This window comes from Xanthomonas sp. WHRI 7945 (assembly GCF_035026585.1).
Genome location: NZ_JAYIQP010000003.1, coordinates 67,953 through 86,411, shown reverse-complemented (window position 1 = coordinate 86,411; position 18,459 = coordinate 67,953). Strand labels below are relative to the sequence as shown.

9 protein-coding genes and 2 pseudogenes are annotated in these 18,459 nt (G+C 70.1%); 8 read left to right on the top strand and 3 right to left on the bottom strand.

Annotated features, from left to right (window positions below; genetic code table 11):
* From VDQ83_RS03525 to gshB, 3 genes are all read right to left on the bottom strand, one after another.
* A complete protein-coding gene (locus VDQ83_RS03525) occupies nt 1–2,991 on the bottom strand; it encodes a TonB-dependent receptor (protein ID WP_455433881.1) in 2,991 nt (996 codons plus the stop codon).
* A 670-nt stretch (nt 2,992–3,661) separates the two neighbouring features.
* A complete protein-coding gene (locus tag VDQ83_RS03520) occupies nt 3,662–4,543 on the bottom strand; it encodes an energy transducer TonB family protein (RefSeq protein WP_263395365.1) in 882 nt (293 codons plus the stop codon).
* On the bottom strand, nt 4,540–5,490 hold the full coding sequence (gene gshB, locus VDQ83_RS03515) for a glutathione synthase (protein WP_263395364.1): 951 nt from the start codon (nt 5,488–5,490) through the stop codon (nt 4,540–4,542). Before gshB ends, VDQ83_RS03520 begins: the two co-directional genes overlap by 4 nt.
* A 243-nt stretch (nt 5,491–5,733) precedes the next feature.
* Here gshB and pilG point away from each other — a divergent pair, with 243 nt between their 5' ends.
* The 8 genes and pseudogenes from pilG (at nt 5,734) to VDQ83_RS03475 (ending at nt 18,370) form a co-directional block, all read left to right on the top strand.
* Nucleotides 5,734–6,135 carry a twitching motility response regulator PilG gene (gene pilG / locus VDQ83_RS03510; RefSeq protein WP_003472648.1) on the top strand — a complete coding sequence of 134 codons (402 nt, stop codon included), beginning with the start codon at nt 5,734–5,736 and terminating at the stop codon, nt 6,133–6,135.
* Nucleotides 6,136–6,152: 17 nt separating this feature from the next.
* Nucleotides 6,153–6,515, top strand: a complete 363-nt coding sequence (locus VDQ83_RS03505; protein ID WP_263395363.1) for a response regulator — start codon at nt 6,153–6,155, stop codon at nt 6,513–6,515.
* 1 nt (nt 6,516) lies between these two features.
* Nucleotides 6,517–7,047, top strand: coding sequence for a chemotaxis protein CheW (locus VDQ83_RS03500; protein ID WP_309917779.1), 531 nt, complete (start codon nt 6,517–6,519; stop codon nt 7,045–7,047).
* Nucleotides 7,048–7,087: 40 nt separating this feature from the next.
* Nucleotides 7,088–9,124: a methyl-accepting chemotaxis protein gene (locus VDQ83_RS03495; protein ID WP_455433880.1), complete on the top strand. Its 2,037-nt coding sequence runs from the start codon at nt 7,088–7,090 to the stop codon at nt 9,122–9,124.
* Between the two features lie 111 nt (nt 9,125–9,235).
* Nucleotides 9,236–13,006: pseudogene (locus VDQ83_RS03490) on the top strand (Hpt domain-containing protein); the annotation flags it as partial.
* A 1,080-nt stretch (nt 13,007–14,086) separates the two neighbouring features.
* Nucleotides 14,087–16,498 (top strand): annotated as a pseudogene (locus VDQ83_RS03485) (response regulator); the annotation flags it as partial.
* Nucleotides 16,485–17,849 (top strand): chemotaxis protein CheB, encoded by a 1,365-nt coding sequence (locus VDQ83_RS03480; RefSeq protein ID WP_455433879.1) that lies wholly within the window; start codon nt 16,485–16,487, stop codon nt 17,847–17,849. The pseudogene VDQ83_RS03485 and the gene VDQ83_RS03480, both read left to right, overlap by 14 nt.
* Nucleotides 17,850–17,893: 44 nt before the next feature.
* The gene (locus VDQ83_RS03475) at nt 17,894–18,370 is read left to right on the top strand and encodes a chemotaxis protein CheW (RefSeq protein WP_455433878.1); all 477 of its coding nucleotides are present in this window, start codon (nt 17,894–17,896) and stop codon (nt 18,368–18,370) included.
* The last annotated feature ends 89 nt before the right edge of the window (nt 18,371–18,459 follow it).

Sequence of the window (18,459 nt, the reverse complement as noted above, 5' to 3'; positions counted from 1 at the left end):
TCAGTAGTCGTAGCTGACGCTCAACCGCACCGAGCGCGGCGCCTGGCGCAGCAATGCCGCGCCATATACCGGATCGCTGTTACCCGGGTCCGTTTCCGAATACGGGTACTTCCACAGCGTGGCCTGGCCGTTGAAGGCGTTGAACACGTCCAGGTTGAAGGCCAGCTTGTGATCCGCGTACGCCGGCCGCCACGACACGCCTAGATCGAGCTGCTTCAGCCACGGCAGGCGGCCCTGGCTGCCCGGAGGGGCCGCTTCGCCCTGGTAGTAGTGGTAGGCGATGCCGTAGCCGGACGGATCGCTCTGGTCGGCGCCGTACGAGCCGAGCGCACTGAACGGCGTGCCGGACATCAGCTTGAGGTTGGCCGACACCAGCCATTCGGGCGTGAACTGGTAATAGCCGTAGAACTTGAACTGGTGGGTGTGGTCGTTGCTCTGCGGGCCGTTGGTGTGTTCCATCAGCTGCGCGTAGTCCCAGGCCTGGGTGGTGGAGACGGCGGTCTGGCCGATGCCCGACAGCAGCTGGCCCTCGGTGGTGCCGTAGCTGCGCGACCAGGTGTAGTCGACGCGGCCGTACCAGCGCTGGTCGAACGGGTGCTCCAGCGAGAGGTTGAGCCCGTAGTAGTTGCGCTTGAACTTGGGAAAGCCGAGCTCGGCATTGCTCAGCGGCACGCTGACGTAGTTGCCCGAGGTGTCGACCAGGGTGAAGGTGTTGGACTTGCCCGGATTGATCAGCCAGCAGCTGACCGGGTTGCTGGCCAGGGTCACCGCATGCCCTTGCGCCGCCGCCGCCGCGAACACGGTGTCGCTGTCGCAGTAGTCGTCCACGCCGCTGCGCAGCACGCGGTAGGTGGCCTTGGCGCCGTAGACCCAGCTGTCGCCCCAGGCCTTGGTGAAGCCGAGGATGAACTCGTCCTGGAACGAGGGCTTGATGCCCTGCGTGGCCACGGTCTTCGGATCGGGCAGGATGCCGTAGTTGTTGTTGGACGAGACCGCGTCGGAGATCTGGGTCAGGTCGGTCGGGTAGCCGTTGCCGTCGATGCCGCCGTAGGTGTAGTAGGTCGAGGTCGCCAGCGTCGCGCCGGCGGCATTGAACGCCGGGTTGAGCGGCAGCGCCAGGTAATAGCGGCCGGCGTTGCCGTACACTTTGAAGCGCGCGTCGCCGTCGACGTCCCAGCTGAAGCCCAGGCGCGGCGCCCACTGCCCGCTGGTCTGCTTGATGTAGGCGTCGCCGTCGCGGTTGTAGTTGGTGAACTGGTCCAGGCGCAGGCCGAGGCTGAGCAGGAAGCGCTCGCTCACCTGCCAGTTGTCCTCGATGTATTGCGCGCGCTGCGCCGCACGGACCGAGGCCAGCGCGCTGTAGACGTACCTGCGCACGTAGTAGCCGTCCTCGCCGTTGGCGTAGCCGCCGGTGGCCGGCACGCCGAGGCCGGTGTTGATCGGCACGTTCGGATTGGACTGGCCGTAGATCCACTGGTAGCCATCGGCCGAGGCCACCGAGCCGCGGTTGAGGGCGCGCGCGTTCTGGTTGTCGATGCCGACGGTGATGCTGTGCTCGCCGATGACGTAGTTCAGGTCCAGGCGCAGGTTGTCGGTGCGGTTGCCGCGGTCCGGGTCGACCAGCAGCGCGGTGGTCTGTGCGTTGGTGATCGGGGTGCCGCCGGTGTAGGCCGGGTTCTGGAACGCGGCGTCGTCGACGTAGGTCAGCGCGCCGCTGTAGTTGGGGTTGCCGACGTAGTCGTCGGTGCGCTGCTTGCCGTACTGGGCGCTGAAGGTCAGGCGGTCGGTGAGGTAGCCGGTGTACTTGGCGGTCCACAGGTCGCCGCCGGTCTTGGTGGTGTCGGCGCTGCCGCGGCGCGCGCCGATGTCGTAGCCGCTGTAGTCGTAGTAGCTGCCGCGGGTGATGTAGCGGCTGGAGGCGCCGGTGATCTCCAGCAACTGGTTGTCGCTGATGTTCCAGTCGAGCTTGGCGTACCAGCTCGGCCGCCGGTAGTCGTAGTCGTAGTAGCCGGTGTTGTTCTCGCGGGAGCCGTAGAACCTGTCTCCGTCCTGGCGTTGCAGTTCGTAGGAACCGAAGAAGAACAGCTTGTCCTGGATCAGCGGGCCGCCCGCGTACACGCTCTGCGTGCTGAGCGTGGCGCTGCTCTTGCTGTCCGGCCGGTACAGGGTGCCGTCGCCGGGCGCGTAGACGTCCTTCTGCGAAGTGCGCAGGCCGTCGGGTTCCCAGGTCGCCTGGCCGCCGAAATGCCATTCGTTGCTGCCGCGCTTGCCGACCGCGTTGATCACGCCGCCGTCGGAGCGGCCGTACTTGGCGCTGTAGCCGCCGGTGTAGACCTCCAACTGGTCGATGCTGCCGTAGGGCAGGGTCAGCCCGCCCAGTCCGCGCAGCGGGTCGGTGGTGTTGAAGCCGTTGATGTAATAGGCGTTCTCGGCGGCCGACGAGCCGCCGAAGCTGAGCAGCTGCGCGCCGGTCGGGCCGATGTAGGTGCCGCTGCCGCTGTTGCCGGACACGCCGGGCGCCAGCTGCGCGATCGCCTCGGCCGAGCGCCCCAGCGGCAGCCGCTGCAGCTGTTCGGCATTGATCACGGTGCGCGAGTCGACGCTGCTGACGTCGATCGCCGCGGCGGCGCGGTCGGCGCTGACGTTGACCCCGGTCAGGCTGGTGACCGCGGCGAAGGAGACATCGGTGACCGCGCCGACGGTCAGGCCCACGCCTTCGCGGCTGCCGAGCACGGCGTCGTCGGCGCCCTTGGCGACGATGGTGTAGGTGCCCAGCGGCAACTGGCCGATGCTGTAGCGGCCGCGCGCATCGACCGCGACTTCGCGGCTGAGGCCGCTGTCGCTGCGCACCTGCACGCGTTGCGCGTTGGCCGGCGCCTGCCCGGCGACGGCGCCGGTGGTGGACTGGGCCAGGGCGGGCGGCGCGGCGAGGGCAGCGCCCAGCGCCAGCGCGAGCAGGGCGGGCCTGCGGAGAAGGGAATGCTTTTTCATGGAGGAGGCGGCTCGGGTGGTGGGGGCGGGGACGCACCCACGCCGGCCTCCGGTCCACTCATCCTTGGGTGATGCGGTGCGCGCGGTAACGTTCCCCGCCCCCATTAACCTTAATGCGGCGCCTATTCAGAAATGCCGCGTGGTTATGTCGGCGGCACCAATCGTTATCTCTGCGGTTGCTGTGGCGCCTGCCGACACACGGCGCGCCCTGCGTCTCCCTTCTCCCTGCGGGAGAAGGTGCCCCGCAGGGGCGGATGAGGGTACGGGCGAAGCCTGGGGAGTTTGGCGACGCCAGGCTGTCGGTGCCGACGTACCCTCACCCCAACCCCTCTCCCGGTGGGAGAGGGGCTCGATCTGTCCTTTCTCCCTGCGGGAGAAGGTGCCCCGAAGGGGCGGATGAGGGTACGGGCGAAGCCTTGGGAAGTTCGCTTGCATCAGGCGACCGGTGCCGACGTACCCTCACCCCAACCCCTCTCCCGGCGGGAGAGGGGCTCGATCGTCCCTTCTCCCTGCGGGAGAAGGTGCCCCGAAGGGGCGGATGAGGGTACGGGCGAAGCCGGGGAATTTGGCGACGCCAGGCGATCGGTGCCGACGTACCCTCACCCCAACCCCTCTCCCGTTGGGAGAGGGCTTGTCGCAGTCTCGGCGCGTGCGCGTGCGCAGCGCGCGCTCAACGGTCGTCGCGCAGCGTGCCGCCGGGCAGGAACACCCAGGTGCGGGTCACCTGCAGGATGTCGATGTTGTCTTCGGTGTGCGGCAGCGGCGGGAACGGTTGCGCCAGCTGCACCACCCGCAGCGCCGCGGCATCGAGCATCGGCACGCCGCTGGAACGCAGCACGCGGCTGCTCTCGATGCTGCCGTCGCGGCGGACCCCGACGCTGATCACCACCTGGCCGCCCAGCCGCTGCCGTCGCGCCTCGTCGGGGTAGTTGAGATTGCCGACGCGCTCGGCACGGTCGACCCAAGCGCGCAGGTAGTTGGCGTAGGCGTATTCGCGGGTGCTGGCGGACACGAACTTGCGGTTCGGGCGCTTGGCGTACTGCTCCGAGCGCAGGTGCACCTCGGCGGCCAGGCGCGCCATCTCCGCGTCGCGCTGCTCGCGTTGCGCGTCCACCGGCTGGGTCGGGGCGTCGGTGCGCGGCTGGGTCTGCGGCGCCGGCAGCGGCTGTTCGCCGCGCGCGCTGCTGACCACGCGCGGGGTGGGCTCCGGCGCCGCCGCCGCGGTCTGCGCACGCAGCGCCTGCGGCGCCAGGCCGTCGTGCTGCTGCGGCACCACCCCGGGCTGGCTGTCGCGCGGGCGCTGCGGCGTGTCGTGGTCGCCGCCGCCCTGCTGGTTGGCCTGGGCCAGGAAGTCGGCCTGCTTGGGCGTCAGCGGGGTGCTGGTCTGGCTGAAGATCACGTCCAGGGTCGGTACCAGCGGCGCGTCGTCGTCGATCGCGAAGCCGACCCCCAGGATCAGCAGGCCGTGCACGATCAACGACAGCACCAGCGTGGCGCTGAGCCGTTCGCGCTCGCCGATGCGCGGCGCGGGCGTCGCGGCGGCCGCGCTCATCGCGCCGGGTAGGCCTCGATCGCGTCGAACAGCAGCCCGGCGATGTTCAGCCCGTACTGCGCGTCCAGTTCGCGCACGCAGGTGGGGCTGGTGACGTTGACCTCGGTCAGGTAGTCGCCGATCACGTCCAGGCCGACGAAGCGCATGCCGCGCCGCTGCATCTCCGGGCCGACCTGGCCGGCGATCCAGCGGTCGCGCTCGCTCAGCGGGCGGCCTTCGCCGCGGCCGCCGGCGGCCAGGTTGCCGCGGAACTCGTCGCCCTGCGGGATCCGCGCCAGGCAGTAGTCCACCGGTACGCCGTCGACCAGCAGGATGCGCTTGTCGCCGGCGCTGATGTCGGGAATGAAGCGCTGCGCCAGGGCCAGCTTGCGGCCGCCGTCGGTCAGCGTCTCCAGGATCACGTTGAGGTTGGGGTCGCCGGTGCCGCTGCGGAAGATCGAACGCCCGCCCATCCCGTCCAGCGGTTTCAGCACCGCCTGGCCGTGCTCGAGCACGAACGCCTTCAGCGCCGCCGCGTCGCGGCTGACCAGGGTCGGCGGGCAGCATTGCGGGAACAGCAGCGCGGCCAGCTTCTCGTTGAAGTCGCGCAGGCCCTGCGGGTCGTTGATGACCTGGGCGCCGGCGCGCTGTGCCACGCTCAGCACATGGGTGTCGTACAGGAATTCAGAATCGAACGGCGGGTCCTTGCGCATCAGCACCACCTGGCCGGTGCCGAACGCCAGCTCGGCGAACGCGCCCAGTTCGAACCAGCCGGCCTTGTCGTCGCGCACCTGCAGCGGCGCGGCCTGCGCCAGCGCGCGGCCCTCGCGCAGCGACAGCCCGCCGGGCCGCACGTAGTGCAGCCGGTGGCCGCGGCGCTGCGCTTCCAGCAACATCGCGAAGGTAGTGTCTTTGGCAATCTTGATGCTGGCGATGGGATCCATCACCACGATGACATCGAACGACATGGCGGCACCTGGGGGACTGAGCGGAAGATGGTAGCGGGTCGGCGGCGGGCGCGCGCAAGGTCACCGCCGCCGGGCCGCGCGGCACCCTGCGGCGGCAGCCAAACTGTGACATAGTTGGCTCCGGAAAGTGGTCCAACGCAGCGCCGTGGCGACGGCCTTGACAGTCTGAGCGGGTCTTGGGATACATGTCGTTTCGCAGCGACGTCGGATCCGATGAAGCGTCGCGCGCCTGGGGGCAAGTGAATGAGTGAAAACACGACTGCGGGTGGGGAACTCGCAGGACTGAGAGTCATGGTGATCGATGACTCGAAGACGATCCGCCGTACCGCCGAAACGCTGTTGAAGCGCGAGGGGTGCGAGGTGGTCACCGCCACCGATGGGTTCGAGGCCTTGGCCAAGATCGCCGATCAGCAGCCGCAGATCATCTTCGTGGACATCATGATGCCGCGGCTGGACGGCTATCAGACCTGCGCGCTGATCAAGGGCAACCAGCTGTTCAAGGCGACGCCGGTGATCATGCTGTCCTCCAAGGACGGCCTGTTCGACAAGGCGCGCGGGCGCATCGTCGGTTCCGAGCAATACCTCACCAAACCCTTCACACGCGAAGAACTGCTGGGCGCGATCCGTACGTACGTCAACGCCTGACCAGGGGGAAAGGCACCATGGCTCGAATCTTGTTGATCGAGGACTCACCGACCGACCGGGCGGTGTTTACGCAATGGCTGGAAAAGGCCGGGCACGAGGTGCTCGCCACCGACAACGCCGAGGACGGGCTGAAGATCGTCCGCGAGCAGGCGCCCAGCCTGGTGCTGATGGACGTGGTGCTGCCGGGGATGAGCGGCTTCCAGGCCACCCGCGCGCTGTCGCGCGACGAGGCCACCCGGCACATCCCGGTGCTGATCATCAGCACCAAGAGCATGGAGACCGACAAGGTCTGGGGCATGCGCCAGGGCGCCACCGACTACATCGTCAAGCCGCCGCGCGAAGACGACCTGATCGCCCGCATCAACCAACTGGTCGGCTGACGTGCGTTCGCCCTTCGACATCCTCGAGGCCTACGAGCGGCGCAGCCTGGCGCACGCGGTGCAGATGCCCGAGCGCGAGTTCGACGAGAACATCTGGCGCGGGGTCGGCTTCCGCGTCGGCAACCGCCATCTGGTGTCCGATTTCCGCGAGGTGGTGGAAATCGTGCGCATGCCGCCGATCACCCCGGTGCCGGGCGCGCAGCCGTGGCTGCTGGGCGTGGGCAACCTGCGCGGCAACCTGTTCCCGGTGGTCGATTTGAAGCAGTTCATGGAAGGCCAGCGCACCTCGCTGCTGGAAGGCCAGCGCGTGCTGATCATGCGCCAGAGCGGCGGCGACGTGGCGCTGACCATCGACGAACTGTTCGGCCAGCGCAGCTTCGCCGAGTCGCAGGCGGTGGAACCCGGCGAGCTGGCCCACGGCCGCTACGCGCACTTCGTCGACCGCGCGTTCCGCGGCGACAGCAACGACTGGGGCGTGTTCTCGCTGTCGCTGCTGTCGCGTACACCCGAATTCCGTCAAGCCGCCGCCTGAGCGCGCGGCCTGCCTTCGCATCGAAGACCGAGGTCGAATCATGAGTACTGCAGCGGACGCCCCCAAGGCCAACAAGCTTGGCAGCATGGGGACGAGTTTCTGGCTGGGCCTGCTGGCACTGTCGCTGATCGTGTTCGGCGCCAACACCGGCGTGGCCACCTGGCAGGGCAATCGCCTGGCCGGCGCCAGCACCGGCGCGGCCGACCTGCAGGTGCTGTCGCAGCAGCTGGCCAACCAGGGCCGCGACGCGGTGTCCGGCAACGCCGCCACCTACAAGCAGTTCAAGCAGACCAAGGCGCGGGTGGAGAGCACGGTCGCCGAACTCAATGCGCGCTATGCCAACGAGAACGGCATCGCCGGCCCGCTGGCCGAGCTCAACCGCACCTGGACCCCGCTGGGCAAGAACGCGCAGCAGGTGGTGGACAGCGAGCCGGCGGTGCTGGCGCTGGCCGGCAACGCCGAGCGCTTCGTCGGCGGCGTGCCGCAGTTGCAGGCGCAGCTCAACGAAGTGGTGCGCGCGATGACCGTCGGCGGCGCCCCCGCCGCACAGATCTACAACACCCTGCAGCAGGTGGTGGTGGCCGGCACCATGGCCCGCCGCGTCACCGAGATGCGCGCGGGCGGCAGCGGCGCGGCCAGCGCCGGCGACGCGCTGGCGCGCGACTCGGTGGTGTTCGGGCAGATGCTCGAGGGCCTGCGCAACGGCAACGAGGAACTGGGCATCGCGCCGGTGCGCAATGCCGCCGCGCTGGGCGCGCTGGAGCAGTCGCAGGCGCAGTGGGCGGAAATGAAGAAGGACCTGGACGCGCTGCTGGCCAGCTCGCGCAGCCTGTTCGCCGCGCAGTCCTCGGCCGCGGCGCTGACCGCCGGCTCGGACAAGATGCTCGACGACAGCAAGAAGCTGTTCGACGCGTTCTCCGCGTTCGGCTCGGTGCGCGACACCCGCCTGTTCCCGAATTTCTGGCTGGGCGTGGTGTCCGGCCTGCTGGCGCTGCTGTCGATCATCGGCTTCGTCTGGACCTCGGTGCGCAGCCGCACCCGCGACCAGGAAATCCGCTACCAGACCCAGGTCGAATACAACAGCCGCAACCAGCAGGCGATCATGCGCCTGCTCGACGAAATCAGCTCGCTCGGCGAAGGCGACCTGACCGTCAAGGCCTCGGTCACCGAGGACATGACCGGCGCCATCGCCGACGCGATCAACTACGCGGTCGACGAGCTGCGTCACCTGGTCACCACCATCAACGACACCTCGGCCAAGGTCGCCATCTCCACCGAGGAAACCCAGGCCACCGCGCTGCAGTTGGCCGAGGCCGCCGGCCACCAGGCCGAGCAGATCGGTTCGGCGTCCGAGCGCATCAACGAAATCGCCGCCAGCATCGAACAGGTCTCGCGCAACTCCAGCGAGTCGGCCGAGGTGGCGCAGCGCTCGGTGGTGATCGCCGCCGAGGGCGCCGGCGTGGTCCGCGAGACCATCCAGGGCATGGACCAGATCCGCGACCAGATCCAGGAAACCTCCAAGCGCATCAAGCGCCTGGGCGAATCGACCCAGGAGATCGGCTCGATCGTCGAACTGATCAACGACATTTCCGAACAGACCAACATCCTGGCGCTCAACGCCGCGGTGCAGGCCGCCTCGGCGGGCGAGGCCGGCCGCGGTTTCGCGCTGGTCGCCGACGAAGTGCAGCGCCTGGCCGAACGCACCTCCGGCGCCACGCGCCGGATCGAAGGCCTGGTGCAGACGATTCAGGCCGATACCAACGAAGCGGTCAGCTCGATGGAGCAGACCACCTCCGAAGTGGTGTCCGGCGCGCGCCTGGCCGAGGACGCCGGCACCGCGCTGACCGAGATCGAGCGCGTCTCCAACGCCTTGAACAACCTCATCAAGAACATCTCCATCGCCGCGCACCAGCAGTCCGCGGCGGCGACGGACATCACCCAGACGATGGACGTGATCCGTCGCATCACCGGCCAGACCTCGCAAGGCGCCGGCCAGACCGCCGACTCGATCGGGCGCCTGGCGGAACTGGCAGCGGACCTGCGGCGCTCGGTCGCCGACTTCAAGCTGCCGGCGTGAGCGGATCGGAACAGGGTGGAAGGAAGCGCACATGACGTACCGTGAAAAATCCCTGCACTCCGCTGCCGCGCCGACGCGGCGCGGCGCGTGGCCGTCCGCCGGGGCGCCGCGATGAGCGCGCTGCGCGACGCGATGAGCCACGCCGCCCTGGGCTGGGTCAAGCCGGAGCTGGACGAGACCCTGCGCCAGGTACGCGGTGAGATCGAATACTTCGTCGAAGATCCGGCCGACACCAGCCGCATGCGCTTCTGCGCCGGCTACCTGCACCAGGTGCAGGGCACCTTGCGCATGGTCGAGCTGTACGCGCCGGCAATGGTCGCCGAGGAACTGGAACTGCTGGCGATCGCCGTGCAGAACGGCCAGGTGCCCGATCGCGACGAGGCCTGCGCGACGCTGATGCGCGGCACCGTGCTGCTGCCCGATTACCTGGAGCGCCTGCAGGACGGCCATCGCGACATCCCGATCGTGCTGCTGCCGCTGCTCAACGAGATCCGCGCCTCGCGCGGCGAGCCGGGCCTGAGCGAAGGCGCGCTGTTCGCGCTGTCGCCGGACGCCAGCGCGGTCACCGAGGCCGAACTGGACCACGCCCGCGGCAGCCTCAGCGGCCGCAACCGCGAACTGCTCGACACCGTCGGCACCGCGATCAAGGAAGAACTGCTGCGGGTCAAGGATGCGCTCGACCTGCACCTGCGCACCGGCGGCGACGTCGCCGCGCTGCAGACCCAGGTGGACGAACTCGGCAACGTCGCCGACACCCTCGGGGTGATGGGCCTGGGCGTGGCCCGCGGCGTGGTGGTGCAGCAGCGCGATTCGCTGCGCAGCATCGTCGAGGGCGAGCGCGAGGCCGACGAAGGCGTGTTGCTGGATATCGCCGGCGCGCTGCTGTACGTGGACGCCTCGCTCGACGACCAGGTCGCCTATCTCGGCGCCAGCGCCGGCATCCACGACGATGCCAGCGCCGCCGAAGCGCGGCGCACGGTGGAGGTGCTGGCGCACGAGGCGATCGCCAATTTCGCTGCGGCGCGCGAGCATTTCGTCGCCTTCATCGAGACCAACTGGGAACACGAGCGCCTGGGCGACGTACCGCGCCTGCTCGGCGAGGTCGCCGGTGCGCTGCGCATGCTGGAATTGCCGCAGCCGGCCGATTACCTGGAAGGCGTGCGCCGCTACGTCGCCGTCGAACTGATCGGCAAGCGCCGCGTGCCCAGCGGGCGCCAGCTCGACACGCTGGCCGATGCGATGGCCAGCCTGGAGTACTACCTGGAAGCGCTGCGCGAGCGCCGCCCGGGCCGCGAGGAAATCCTCGACATCACCCGCACCAGCCTGGAGACGCTGCGCTACTGGCCGCTGCCGATCGACGCGCCGGCACCGCAGGTCGCTGCCGATGCGTCGCCGCCCGCGCCGATGGCGGAGCTGGGCGTTGCATCGATCGATGCCATTGCCGAAGCGCCGCGCGCGGTGTCCGCGCCGCCGCCGGTGCCGTCCTGGGATCTGGCACCGGCCACGGACGCGCCGGTTGCCGCGAGCTTGCCGCCGCCGCTGCCTGGCGAGGTGCCGCAGGCGCCGCAGTGGACGTTGGACGAAGCCGCCGATGTCGCTGGGAACGCCGCGGGCGCCGAGACCATCGGCGGCGTCGCCGACGAAGGCATGCCGTCCGACGCGGACGTGAGCGCTGCGGACAGCGACGGCAGCTCCATCGTCGCGCCGGCGTCGACCAGCTTCGATCCAGTCGCCGCCGAGCAGGACGAATGGTCGGCGGCCTCCGCGCCGCTGCACATCAGCGTCGACACGCTGGCGTTGGAAGGCGATGCGTTCCGTCCGGAGATCGCAGACGCATCGCCCGACCAGCCCGCCGCGCATGACGCCGCCGCGGCCGACGCCACGGCGCCGGCCGGCTACGGCTTCGACCCGGTGGCCGCCGAGTACGCCAAATCCGAACCCGCGGCCGACGACGCCAGCCTGGTCATCGTCGACACGCCCGCCCCTGCATTCAGCGGCAGCGCCGACGACGACGTGCTGGTGATCGAACTGGAGGATGCGCCGGCTTTCGCCGACGCACCGCTGGCCGCATCCGACGACGTCCACAGCATCGCCTGGAGCGACGCGCCGGCGAGCCTGGCCGACGACGACAGCGATGTCGCCGCCGAACACGACACGCCCACCATCGACCTGTCGGCGAGCGATACCGTGTTCTCGACCGAGGCCGAGGCAGAGGCCGCCAGCGACACAACGCCGCACCCATACGCAGGAGAGGCGGAGCAGGCCGACGCCGAACCGAGCCCATTCGTCGACCTGACCTGGCCGGAGCCGACCCCGGAGCCGGAAGCGCCGGCGCCCGGCGTGCACAAGGCCAGCATCCAGCCGATCGAACTGGACGACGCGTCGGCGGCGTTCCTCGCCGAGCTCGATGCTGCCGCCGCGGAGTTCGACGTCGCCGCAGCGACCACGGCCGGCGCCGCCGGTGCATCCGCTACCGATGAACCCCCGCAATCGGCCACCGACGCGGTGCAGGCTACTGCGCCCGCCACCATCGACGGCGGTTTCGTGGACGACGGTGGCGAGATCGACGCCGACATCCGCGAAGTGTTCCTCGAGGAATTCGACGAGGAACTGGTCAACCTCGGCAACCTGCTGCCGGCATGGCGCGCCTCGCCCGGCCACATGGAAAGCCTGCGCCCGATCCGCCGCGTGTTCCACACCCTGAAGGGCAGTGGCCGGCTGGTCGGCGCGCGCGTGCTCGGCGAGTTCAGTTGGAAGATCGAGAGCATGCTCAACCGCGTGCTCGACGGCACCCGCGCGGCCAGTCCGGCGGTGGTGACGATGGTCGAACTGGCCTACGAAGTCTTGCCGCAACTCAATGCCGCGCTGCGTGGGCATGGCGTCATCCATGCCGACCTGGACGCGATACAGGCGGTCGCCGAGCGCATCGCCGCCGGCGAGGATGCCTACTACTTCGCCGCCGCGCCGACGCCGGCCGCCGCCGCGCCGCGCGCCGGCACCCCGGCCTCGGTGGACAGCGTGCTGCGCGAGATCCTCGAGGCCGAGGTCGGCACCCACCTGGAAACGGTCCGCGATTGGCTGCAGCTTGCGCCGCAGCCGGCCACCGAAGCGCTGCTGCGCGCGGTGCACACGATGAGCGGCGCGTTCGCGATGACCGACGTGCCGGAGATCACCGAGGTCACTGGCCCGGCGGAGAGCTACGTCAAGCGCCTGCTGGCCGCCGACATGCTGCCCAGCGCCGACGGCGTCCGCGCGCTCGACGATGCCGCGCACGCGATCGCCGGCACCATCGAGGAACTGCAGGCGCCGTCGCCGGTGATCCCGCCGTTCACCGAACTGGCGCAGCGCCTGCAGGCGCTGGTCGCCACATTGCCTGAAGCGCAGTGGCCCGCAGCCGCGCACGACGAGGACGACGAAGACGCGGCACCGGCGCACGCCGACGCGGCGCTGGACCCGACCTTGCTGCAGGCGGTGGAACTCACCGCCGCCGACGATCTGTCGGCGTACCTGGGCGACGCCAGGCACCTCGATGCGGCCGGCATGGACGCGGAGCGTGCGCCTGTCGCTGATGCCGACGCCGACGCCGATGCCGACGCGTCCGTGGCGCAGGCGGCCGATGCGCCACTGGCATGGCCGCCGACGTCCGACGACACCGACGTGCCCGCGCCGAGCGACGCCTCTGCCGAAGACCTTGCCTCGGCGACGCCTGTTTCCGACGACACCAATGTCTCGTTCGGCGAGCGAGACGACGCCACCGTCGTCGGCGTTGCGCCGGCCGATGGCGACGCGGAGGAATCGAACGCGATCGCCGCGCCGCCGGCCGACAGCGGCAGCGCGCCTGCCGCGATCGACGCCGACGAACAGGCGCTGCTGGCCCAGGACGGCAAGCTCGATGAACTGACCGTCGACGCGCCGCTGGCCGACGAGCGCGTGCCGGCGGATAGCGAGCTGCCGCCGCCGGAAGGCGCGATCGAACCGCAGGAGCAGGACGCGACCGCCGACGACACCACGGTGCATGACGCATCGCTTCATGGCGAGCGCGCGGGCGAATCGGACCAGAAAACGCACGATCAGGATCACGACCAGAACGTACGCGCCGAGCACGAGCACGACCAGGAACGCGATCCGCAGGGCTATGCGTTCAGCGCCGACTCTGCGCAGCCGTCCACGCATTGGCACGGCACCGAACCCGCCTCGGCGAACGACGATGCCGAACTGCCGGCGGCCGACGACGCTGCGGCGCATGCTGACGTCGACGCCGATGCCGCGGCGCATGCCGAGAGCGACATGGAGGCTGCAGCCGGATCGCTCCCGGACGGCGCTGTCGACGAGACCGATCGCCACACCGCACAGGCCGACGCAGATGCGCATCCGGCCGACGCGGGCGATCACGTGCCGGCCACGGATGCCGATGCTGCTCCGCACGCGCAGGAAGACGCGGACGTTGCAGCCGAGTCGCATCCGGACGCCGCAGCTGGCGATGTCGGTAGCGACGCCGCACAAGCCGACACCCGGACGCATCCGGCCGACACCGCTGCGACCGATGTGGGCGACCACGTGCTGGCGTCGCACGCCGACGACGCCACGCCTGCCGCGCCCGATGCCGCCGACGCCGCGCTTGTCGCAACGGCCGATGCCGAAGCGACGCATCCCACCGACACACACGACGCGGCAACGCACGATGCCGTGCACGAAGGCGATGCCGGCCTCGACGCACCGTCTTGTGCCTACGACGCACACGCCGACCAGGCGCAGCAGACCGACCTGTCCGACCCAGAGCGCCCGACGGACGCCGAGCCCGCACACGCGGACACCGCCACGCCGGACGCCATCGAACAGCCGACGGACGCCGACCTCGCAGACACCGCCGTCCCAGCGGACGCCGCAACCAGCGACGAACAAGAAGACGAACACCATGCGCCCACCGAAGTCGCATCGTTCGCCGAGGCGGGCCACCACGACGCCGCGCCGGCCGACCTGGCCGCCGTCGACATGGGGCCGCTGGACTTCGCCGACCTGGACCGCGAACTCGTCGATATCTTCGTCGAGGAAGGCAAGGACCTGCTCGACCATTGCGATCGCCTGATCGCCGAGCTGCGCGCCGCGCCGCAGGACCGCGATGCGCTCGCCGGCCTGCAGCGCGACCTGCATACGCTGAAGGGCGGTGCGCGCATGGCCGGGGTCAACCCGATCGGCGACCTCGGCCACGGCATCGAATCGCTGCTGGAGGCGGTGGCGGCCAACCGCACCGAACTCGATCGCAGCGACGTACAACTGCTCGAGCGCGGCTTCGACCGCCTGCACCAGTTGCTCACCCTCACCGGCAACCACCGCGCGGTGGCGATGCCGATCGACCTGATCGGCCGCTTCGACGCGCGCACCCACGGCCGCAGCGTGCCGGCCGATGCCGGCGGCGACGTCCATGCCGACGATGCCGACGTCGCGGCGATGATCCAGGCCGCGGTCGATCCGGAATCGGTGCCCGCACCGGAGCCGGCGCCGTTGTCGGCGCCGCTGCCGGTGGACGGCACGCTCGACGAGGAGTCGATGATCGCGCGGCCGATGCAGGAACAGGTGCGCGTGCGCGCCGACCTGCTCGATCGCCTGGTCAACCACGCTGGCGAGGTGGCGATCTACCGCTCGCGGCTGGAACAGCAGCTCGGCGCGTTCCGTGGCGCGATGTCCGAACTGGACCGCACCAACGCGCGTCTGCGCGACCAGCTGCGCCGCCTCGACCTGGAAACCGAAGCGCAGATCGTCGCCCGCTACCAGCGCGAGCAGGACCAGACCGAACAGAGCTTCGATCCGCTGGAACTGGACCGCTTCTCCACGCTGCAGCAGCTCAGCCGCGCGCTGAACGAATCGGCGGCCGACCTGGGCGGCCTGCAAGGCGTGCTCGACGACCTGGCGCGGCAGTACGACGGCCTGCTGCAGCAGCAGTCGCGGGTCAGCTCGGAACTGCAGGACGGGCTGATGCGCGCGCGCATGGTGCCGTTCGACGGACTGGTGCCGCGGCTGCGCCGCGTGGTGCGGCAGGCCGCCAGCGAGACCGGCAAGCAGGTGCACCTGACCCTGGAAGGCACCCACGGCGAACTCGACCGCAACGTGCTCGACCGCATGATCGCGCCGCTGGAGCACATGCTGCGCAACTCGGTCGCGCACGGCCTGGAAACGCCGGAGCAACGCCGCGCCGCCGGCAAGCCGGAGGAGGGCAGCATCGCCATCCGCCTGCGCCGCGAAGGTTCGGAAATCGTGCTGGAAGTGGCCGACGACGGCGCCGGCCTCAACCGCGACGCGATCCGCCACCGCGCCGAACAGCGCGGGCTGATCGCGATCGGCGCCGCGCTGTCCGAGGAAGAACTGGATTCGCTGATCTTCGCCCCCGGCTTCAGCACCTACGACCAGGTCAGCCAGCTGGCCGGCCGCGGCGTGGGCATGGACGTGGTGCGCAACGAAGTGCGCCAGCTCGGCGGCTCGGTGGACATCCACTCGGTGTGGGGCCAGGGCGTCACCTTCACCCTGCGCCTGCCGCAGACGCTGGCGGTGACCCAGGCGGTGTTCGTGCAGATCGGCGAGACCACCTTCGCCGTGCCGGTGGCCTCGGTCAGCGGCATCGGCCGCATCAGCCGCGAGCGTTTCGAGGCGGCCGACGGCGGTTACCACTACAGCGGCGAGGAATTCGCGCTGCACGACCTCGGATCCCTGGTCGGCCAGGCCCCGGCACGCGCCGAAGGCCAGGTGCAGGTGCCGCTGCTGCTGGTGCGCGCCGGCGACCTGCGCGCGGCGGTGGCGATCGACCAGGTGCTCGGCAACCGCGAAATCGTGGTCAAGCCGGTCGGCCTGCAGATCGCCTCGGTGCCCGGCATCTATGGCGCCACCATCACCGGCGATGGCCGCGTGGTGGTGATCCTGGACGTCGCCCCGCTGGTACGCCGCTACCTGGCGCAGCCGGCGCGGCCGGTGGTGGAAGCGGCACCGACCGAACAGCGGCGCGTGCCGCTGGTGATGGTGGTCGACGACTCGCTGACCATGCGCAAGGTCACCGGCCGCGTGCTGGAACGCCACAACTTCGACGTGATCGCCGCGCGCGACGGCATCGAGGCGCTGGAGCGCCTCGAAGAGCGCGTGCCCGACCTGATGCTGTTGGATATCGAGATGCCGCGCATGGATGGCTACGAACTGGCGACCGCGATGCGCGCCGACCCGCGCTACAAAGCGGTGCCGATCGTGATGATCACCTCGCGCAGCGGCGACAAGCACCGCCAGCGCGCCTTCGAGATCGGCGTGCAACGCTATCTCGGCAAGCCTTACCAAGAGTTGGATCTGATGCGCAACGTGTACGACCTGCTGGGGATTGCCCGTGTTCGCGAATGACGGCGAAGGCAACGGCACCCCGGTCGCGCTGCTGGCGCGCCCCGGCCAGGCGCGCGAGCGCCTGCGCGAGGCGCTGCACCAGGTCGGCGCGGCGATCGTGCTCGAGGACGACCCGGGCGCGATCGACGCGCAGACCCTGGCCGATGCCGCGCCCAGCGCCGTGCTGATCGCGTTGGAACCGGCGATCGAGGACGCGCTGGAACGGCTCGACGCGGCACTGGACCTGCCCGGCCTCACCGTGATCTTCGACGAAGCCGAACTGGCCGCACGCCGCGAAGGCTGGGAGGCGCAGCGCTGGGCGCGGCACCTGGCGGCCAAGCTGCAAGGCCACCAGGACGTGCTGCCGCCGGGACGCGAGAACGACACCGGCCTGCAGCCCGAACCCGGCCTGCCGGCCACGCCGGCGCAATTGCACGAAGGCGCGCCGATCGGCTTCCACGTCGAGGAGGCGGCCAGCTTCGCCACCACCGTGCCCGGCGACAGCTTCTACGCCTGGCAACCGCCGGCCGATGCCGCGCCCGGATTCGAGGACCTGCAGTTCTCGCGCGATCAGATCGCCGCAGGCGATGCGGCCGCGCCCGCCACGGTACCGGAACCGGCGAACACGGTTGCCGTGCCCGCCGCCGCACCGGTCAGCGCACCGCCGCCGTTGCCGGCCAGCGCCTGGTCGCTGGTGGACGACGACGCACCGCTGGTCGTGCAGGCGCGCGCGCCGCTGAGCCAGATGCAGATTTCCACCGAAGGCCTGTCGCTGGTCGCGCTGGATTCCGAGGCGGACGCCGCCACCGATCCCGCCGCTGCCGCCTCCACGGCAGTGGCCGTCGCGCAGGGCGCGGTGCTGGTGATGGCCGGCATCGGCGGCCCCGATGCCATCCGCCGTCTGCTCGCCGCATTGCCGTCGGACTTCCCGCAGCCGCTGCTGGTGCAACTGCGCCTGGACGGCGGCCGCTACGGCAACCTGGTCAAGCAGATCGCGCGCGTGTCCGCGCTGCCGGTACTGCTGGCCGAAGCCGGCGCGCCGGTCGCCGCCGGCAACGTCTACATCCTGCCCGACGACGTCGGCGTGCGCAGCGGCGAAGGCCCCGGCCTGCGCTTCGTCGCCCAGGACGCCGGCGCCTCGGTGGTCGGCGGCTTGCCGGCCGCGCACAGCGCCGTGCTGCTGCTCAGCGGCAGCGACCCGCACCAGGTCGACGACGTGCTGGCCCTGGCCGCGCAAGGCGCCTGGGTCGCCGGCCAGACCGGCGACGGCTGCTACGACCCGGCCGCCGGCGCGCAACTGACCGGCCGCGGCCATCCCGGCGGCGACCCCGTGCAGCTGGCGCAAGCCCTGTCCGCGCGATGGGGCGGCTGAGCCGCCGCCCGCGCGTTTTTCCCGGTTCCAGGACGACGTAACCCATGAGCAGCAGCTACGCCAGCAACGACGAAATCCGCGGTGTCCTGATCCAGGCCGGCAGCGAGCGCGTCCTGCTGCCCAACGCCACCGTCGCCGAGGTGATGTCGCGCATCCCGGTCGAACCGCTGCCCGACGCCCCGCACTGGCTGCTCGGCCAGATCGCTTGGTACGGCTGGAAAGTGCCGCTTTTCTCCTTCGCCCGCCTGACCGGCCTGGGTAGCGAGACCGTCGCCTCCAACAACAAGATCGTCGTGCTGAAGGCGCTGGGCGGCAACCCCGACCTGCCGTACTTCGCCTTGCTGACCCAATCCTTCCCGCAACTGATTTCGGTCCCGCGCGACGGTTTGCTCGCCGACGCTTCCGAGGAAACCTTGCCTGCTGGCGTGCATATGCGTGTGCTGCTGGGCGAGCAGAGCGCGCTGCTGCCGGATATGGAGGCGATCGAGGGGATGATTGGGGAGCGGTTTTTGGTGGGTTGAGATCCGACCTGCTCGGATTCATTGTCATTGCTGTGGTTAAGTTCGGCGTATTTACCTTTTGCTGATGGCCAAGGCATGAGGGCAGTTGA

What these genes read in the sequence shown, in the direction of transcription:
- VDQ83_RS03525 (WP_455433881.1), bottom strand. Translation starts at nt 2,991, where the DNA reads ATGAAAAAGCATTCCCTTCTCCGCAGGCCCGCCCTGCTCGCGCTGGCG.
- VDQ83_RS03520 (WP_263395365.1), bottom strand. Translation starts at nt 4,543, where the DNA reads ATGAGCGCGGCCGCCGCGACGCCCGCGCCGCGCATCGGCGAGCGCGAA.
- gshB (WP_263395364.1), bottom strand. Translation starts at nt 5,490, where the DNA reads ATGTCGTTCGATGTCATCGTGGTGATGGATCCCATCGCCAGCATCAAG.
- pilG (WP_003472648.1), top strand. Translation starts at nt 5,734, where the DNA reads ATGAGTGAAAACACGACTGCGGGTGGGGAACTCGCAGGACTGAGAGTC.
- VDQ83_RS03505 (WP_263395363.1), top strand. Translation starts at nt 6,153, where the DNA reads ATGGCTCGAATCTTGTTGATCGAGGACTCACCGACCGACCGGGCGGTG.
- VDQ83_RS03495 (WP_455433880.1), top strand. Translation starts at nt 7,088, where the DNA reads ATGAGTACTGCAGCGGACGCCCCCAAGGCCAACAAGCTTGGCAGCATG.
- VDQ83_RS03475 (WP_455433878.1), top strand. Translation starts at nt 17,894, where the DNA reads ATGAGCAGCAGCTACGCCAGCAACGACGAAATCCGCGGTGTCCTGATC.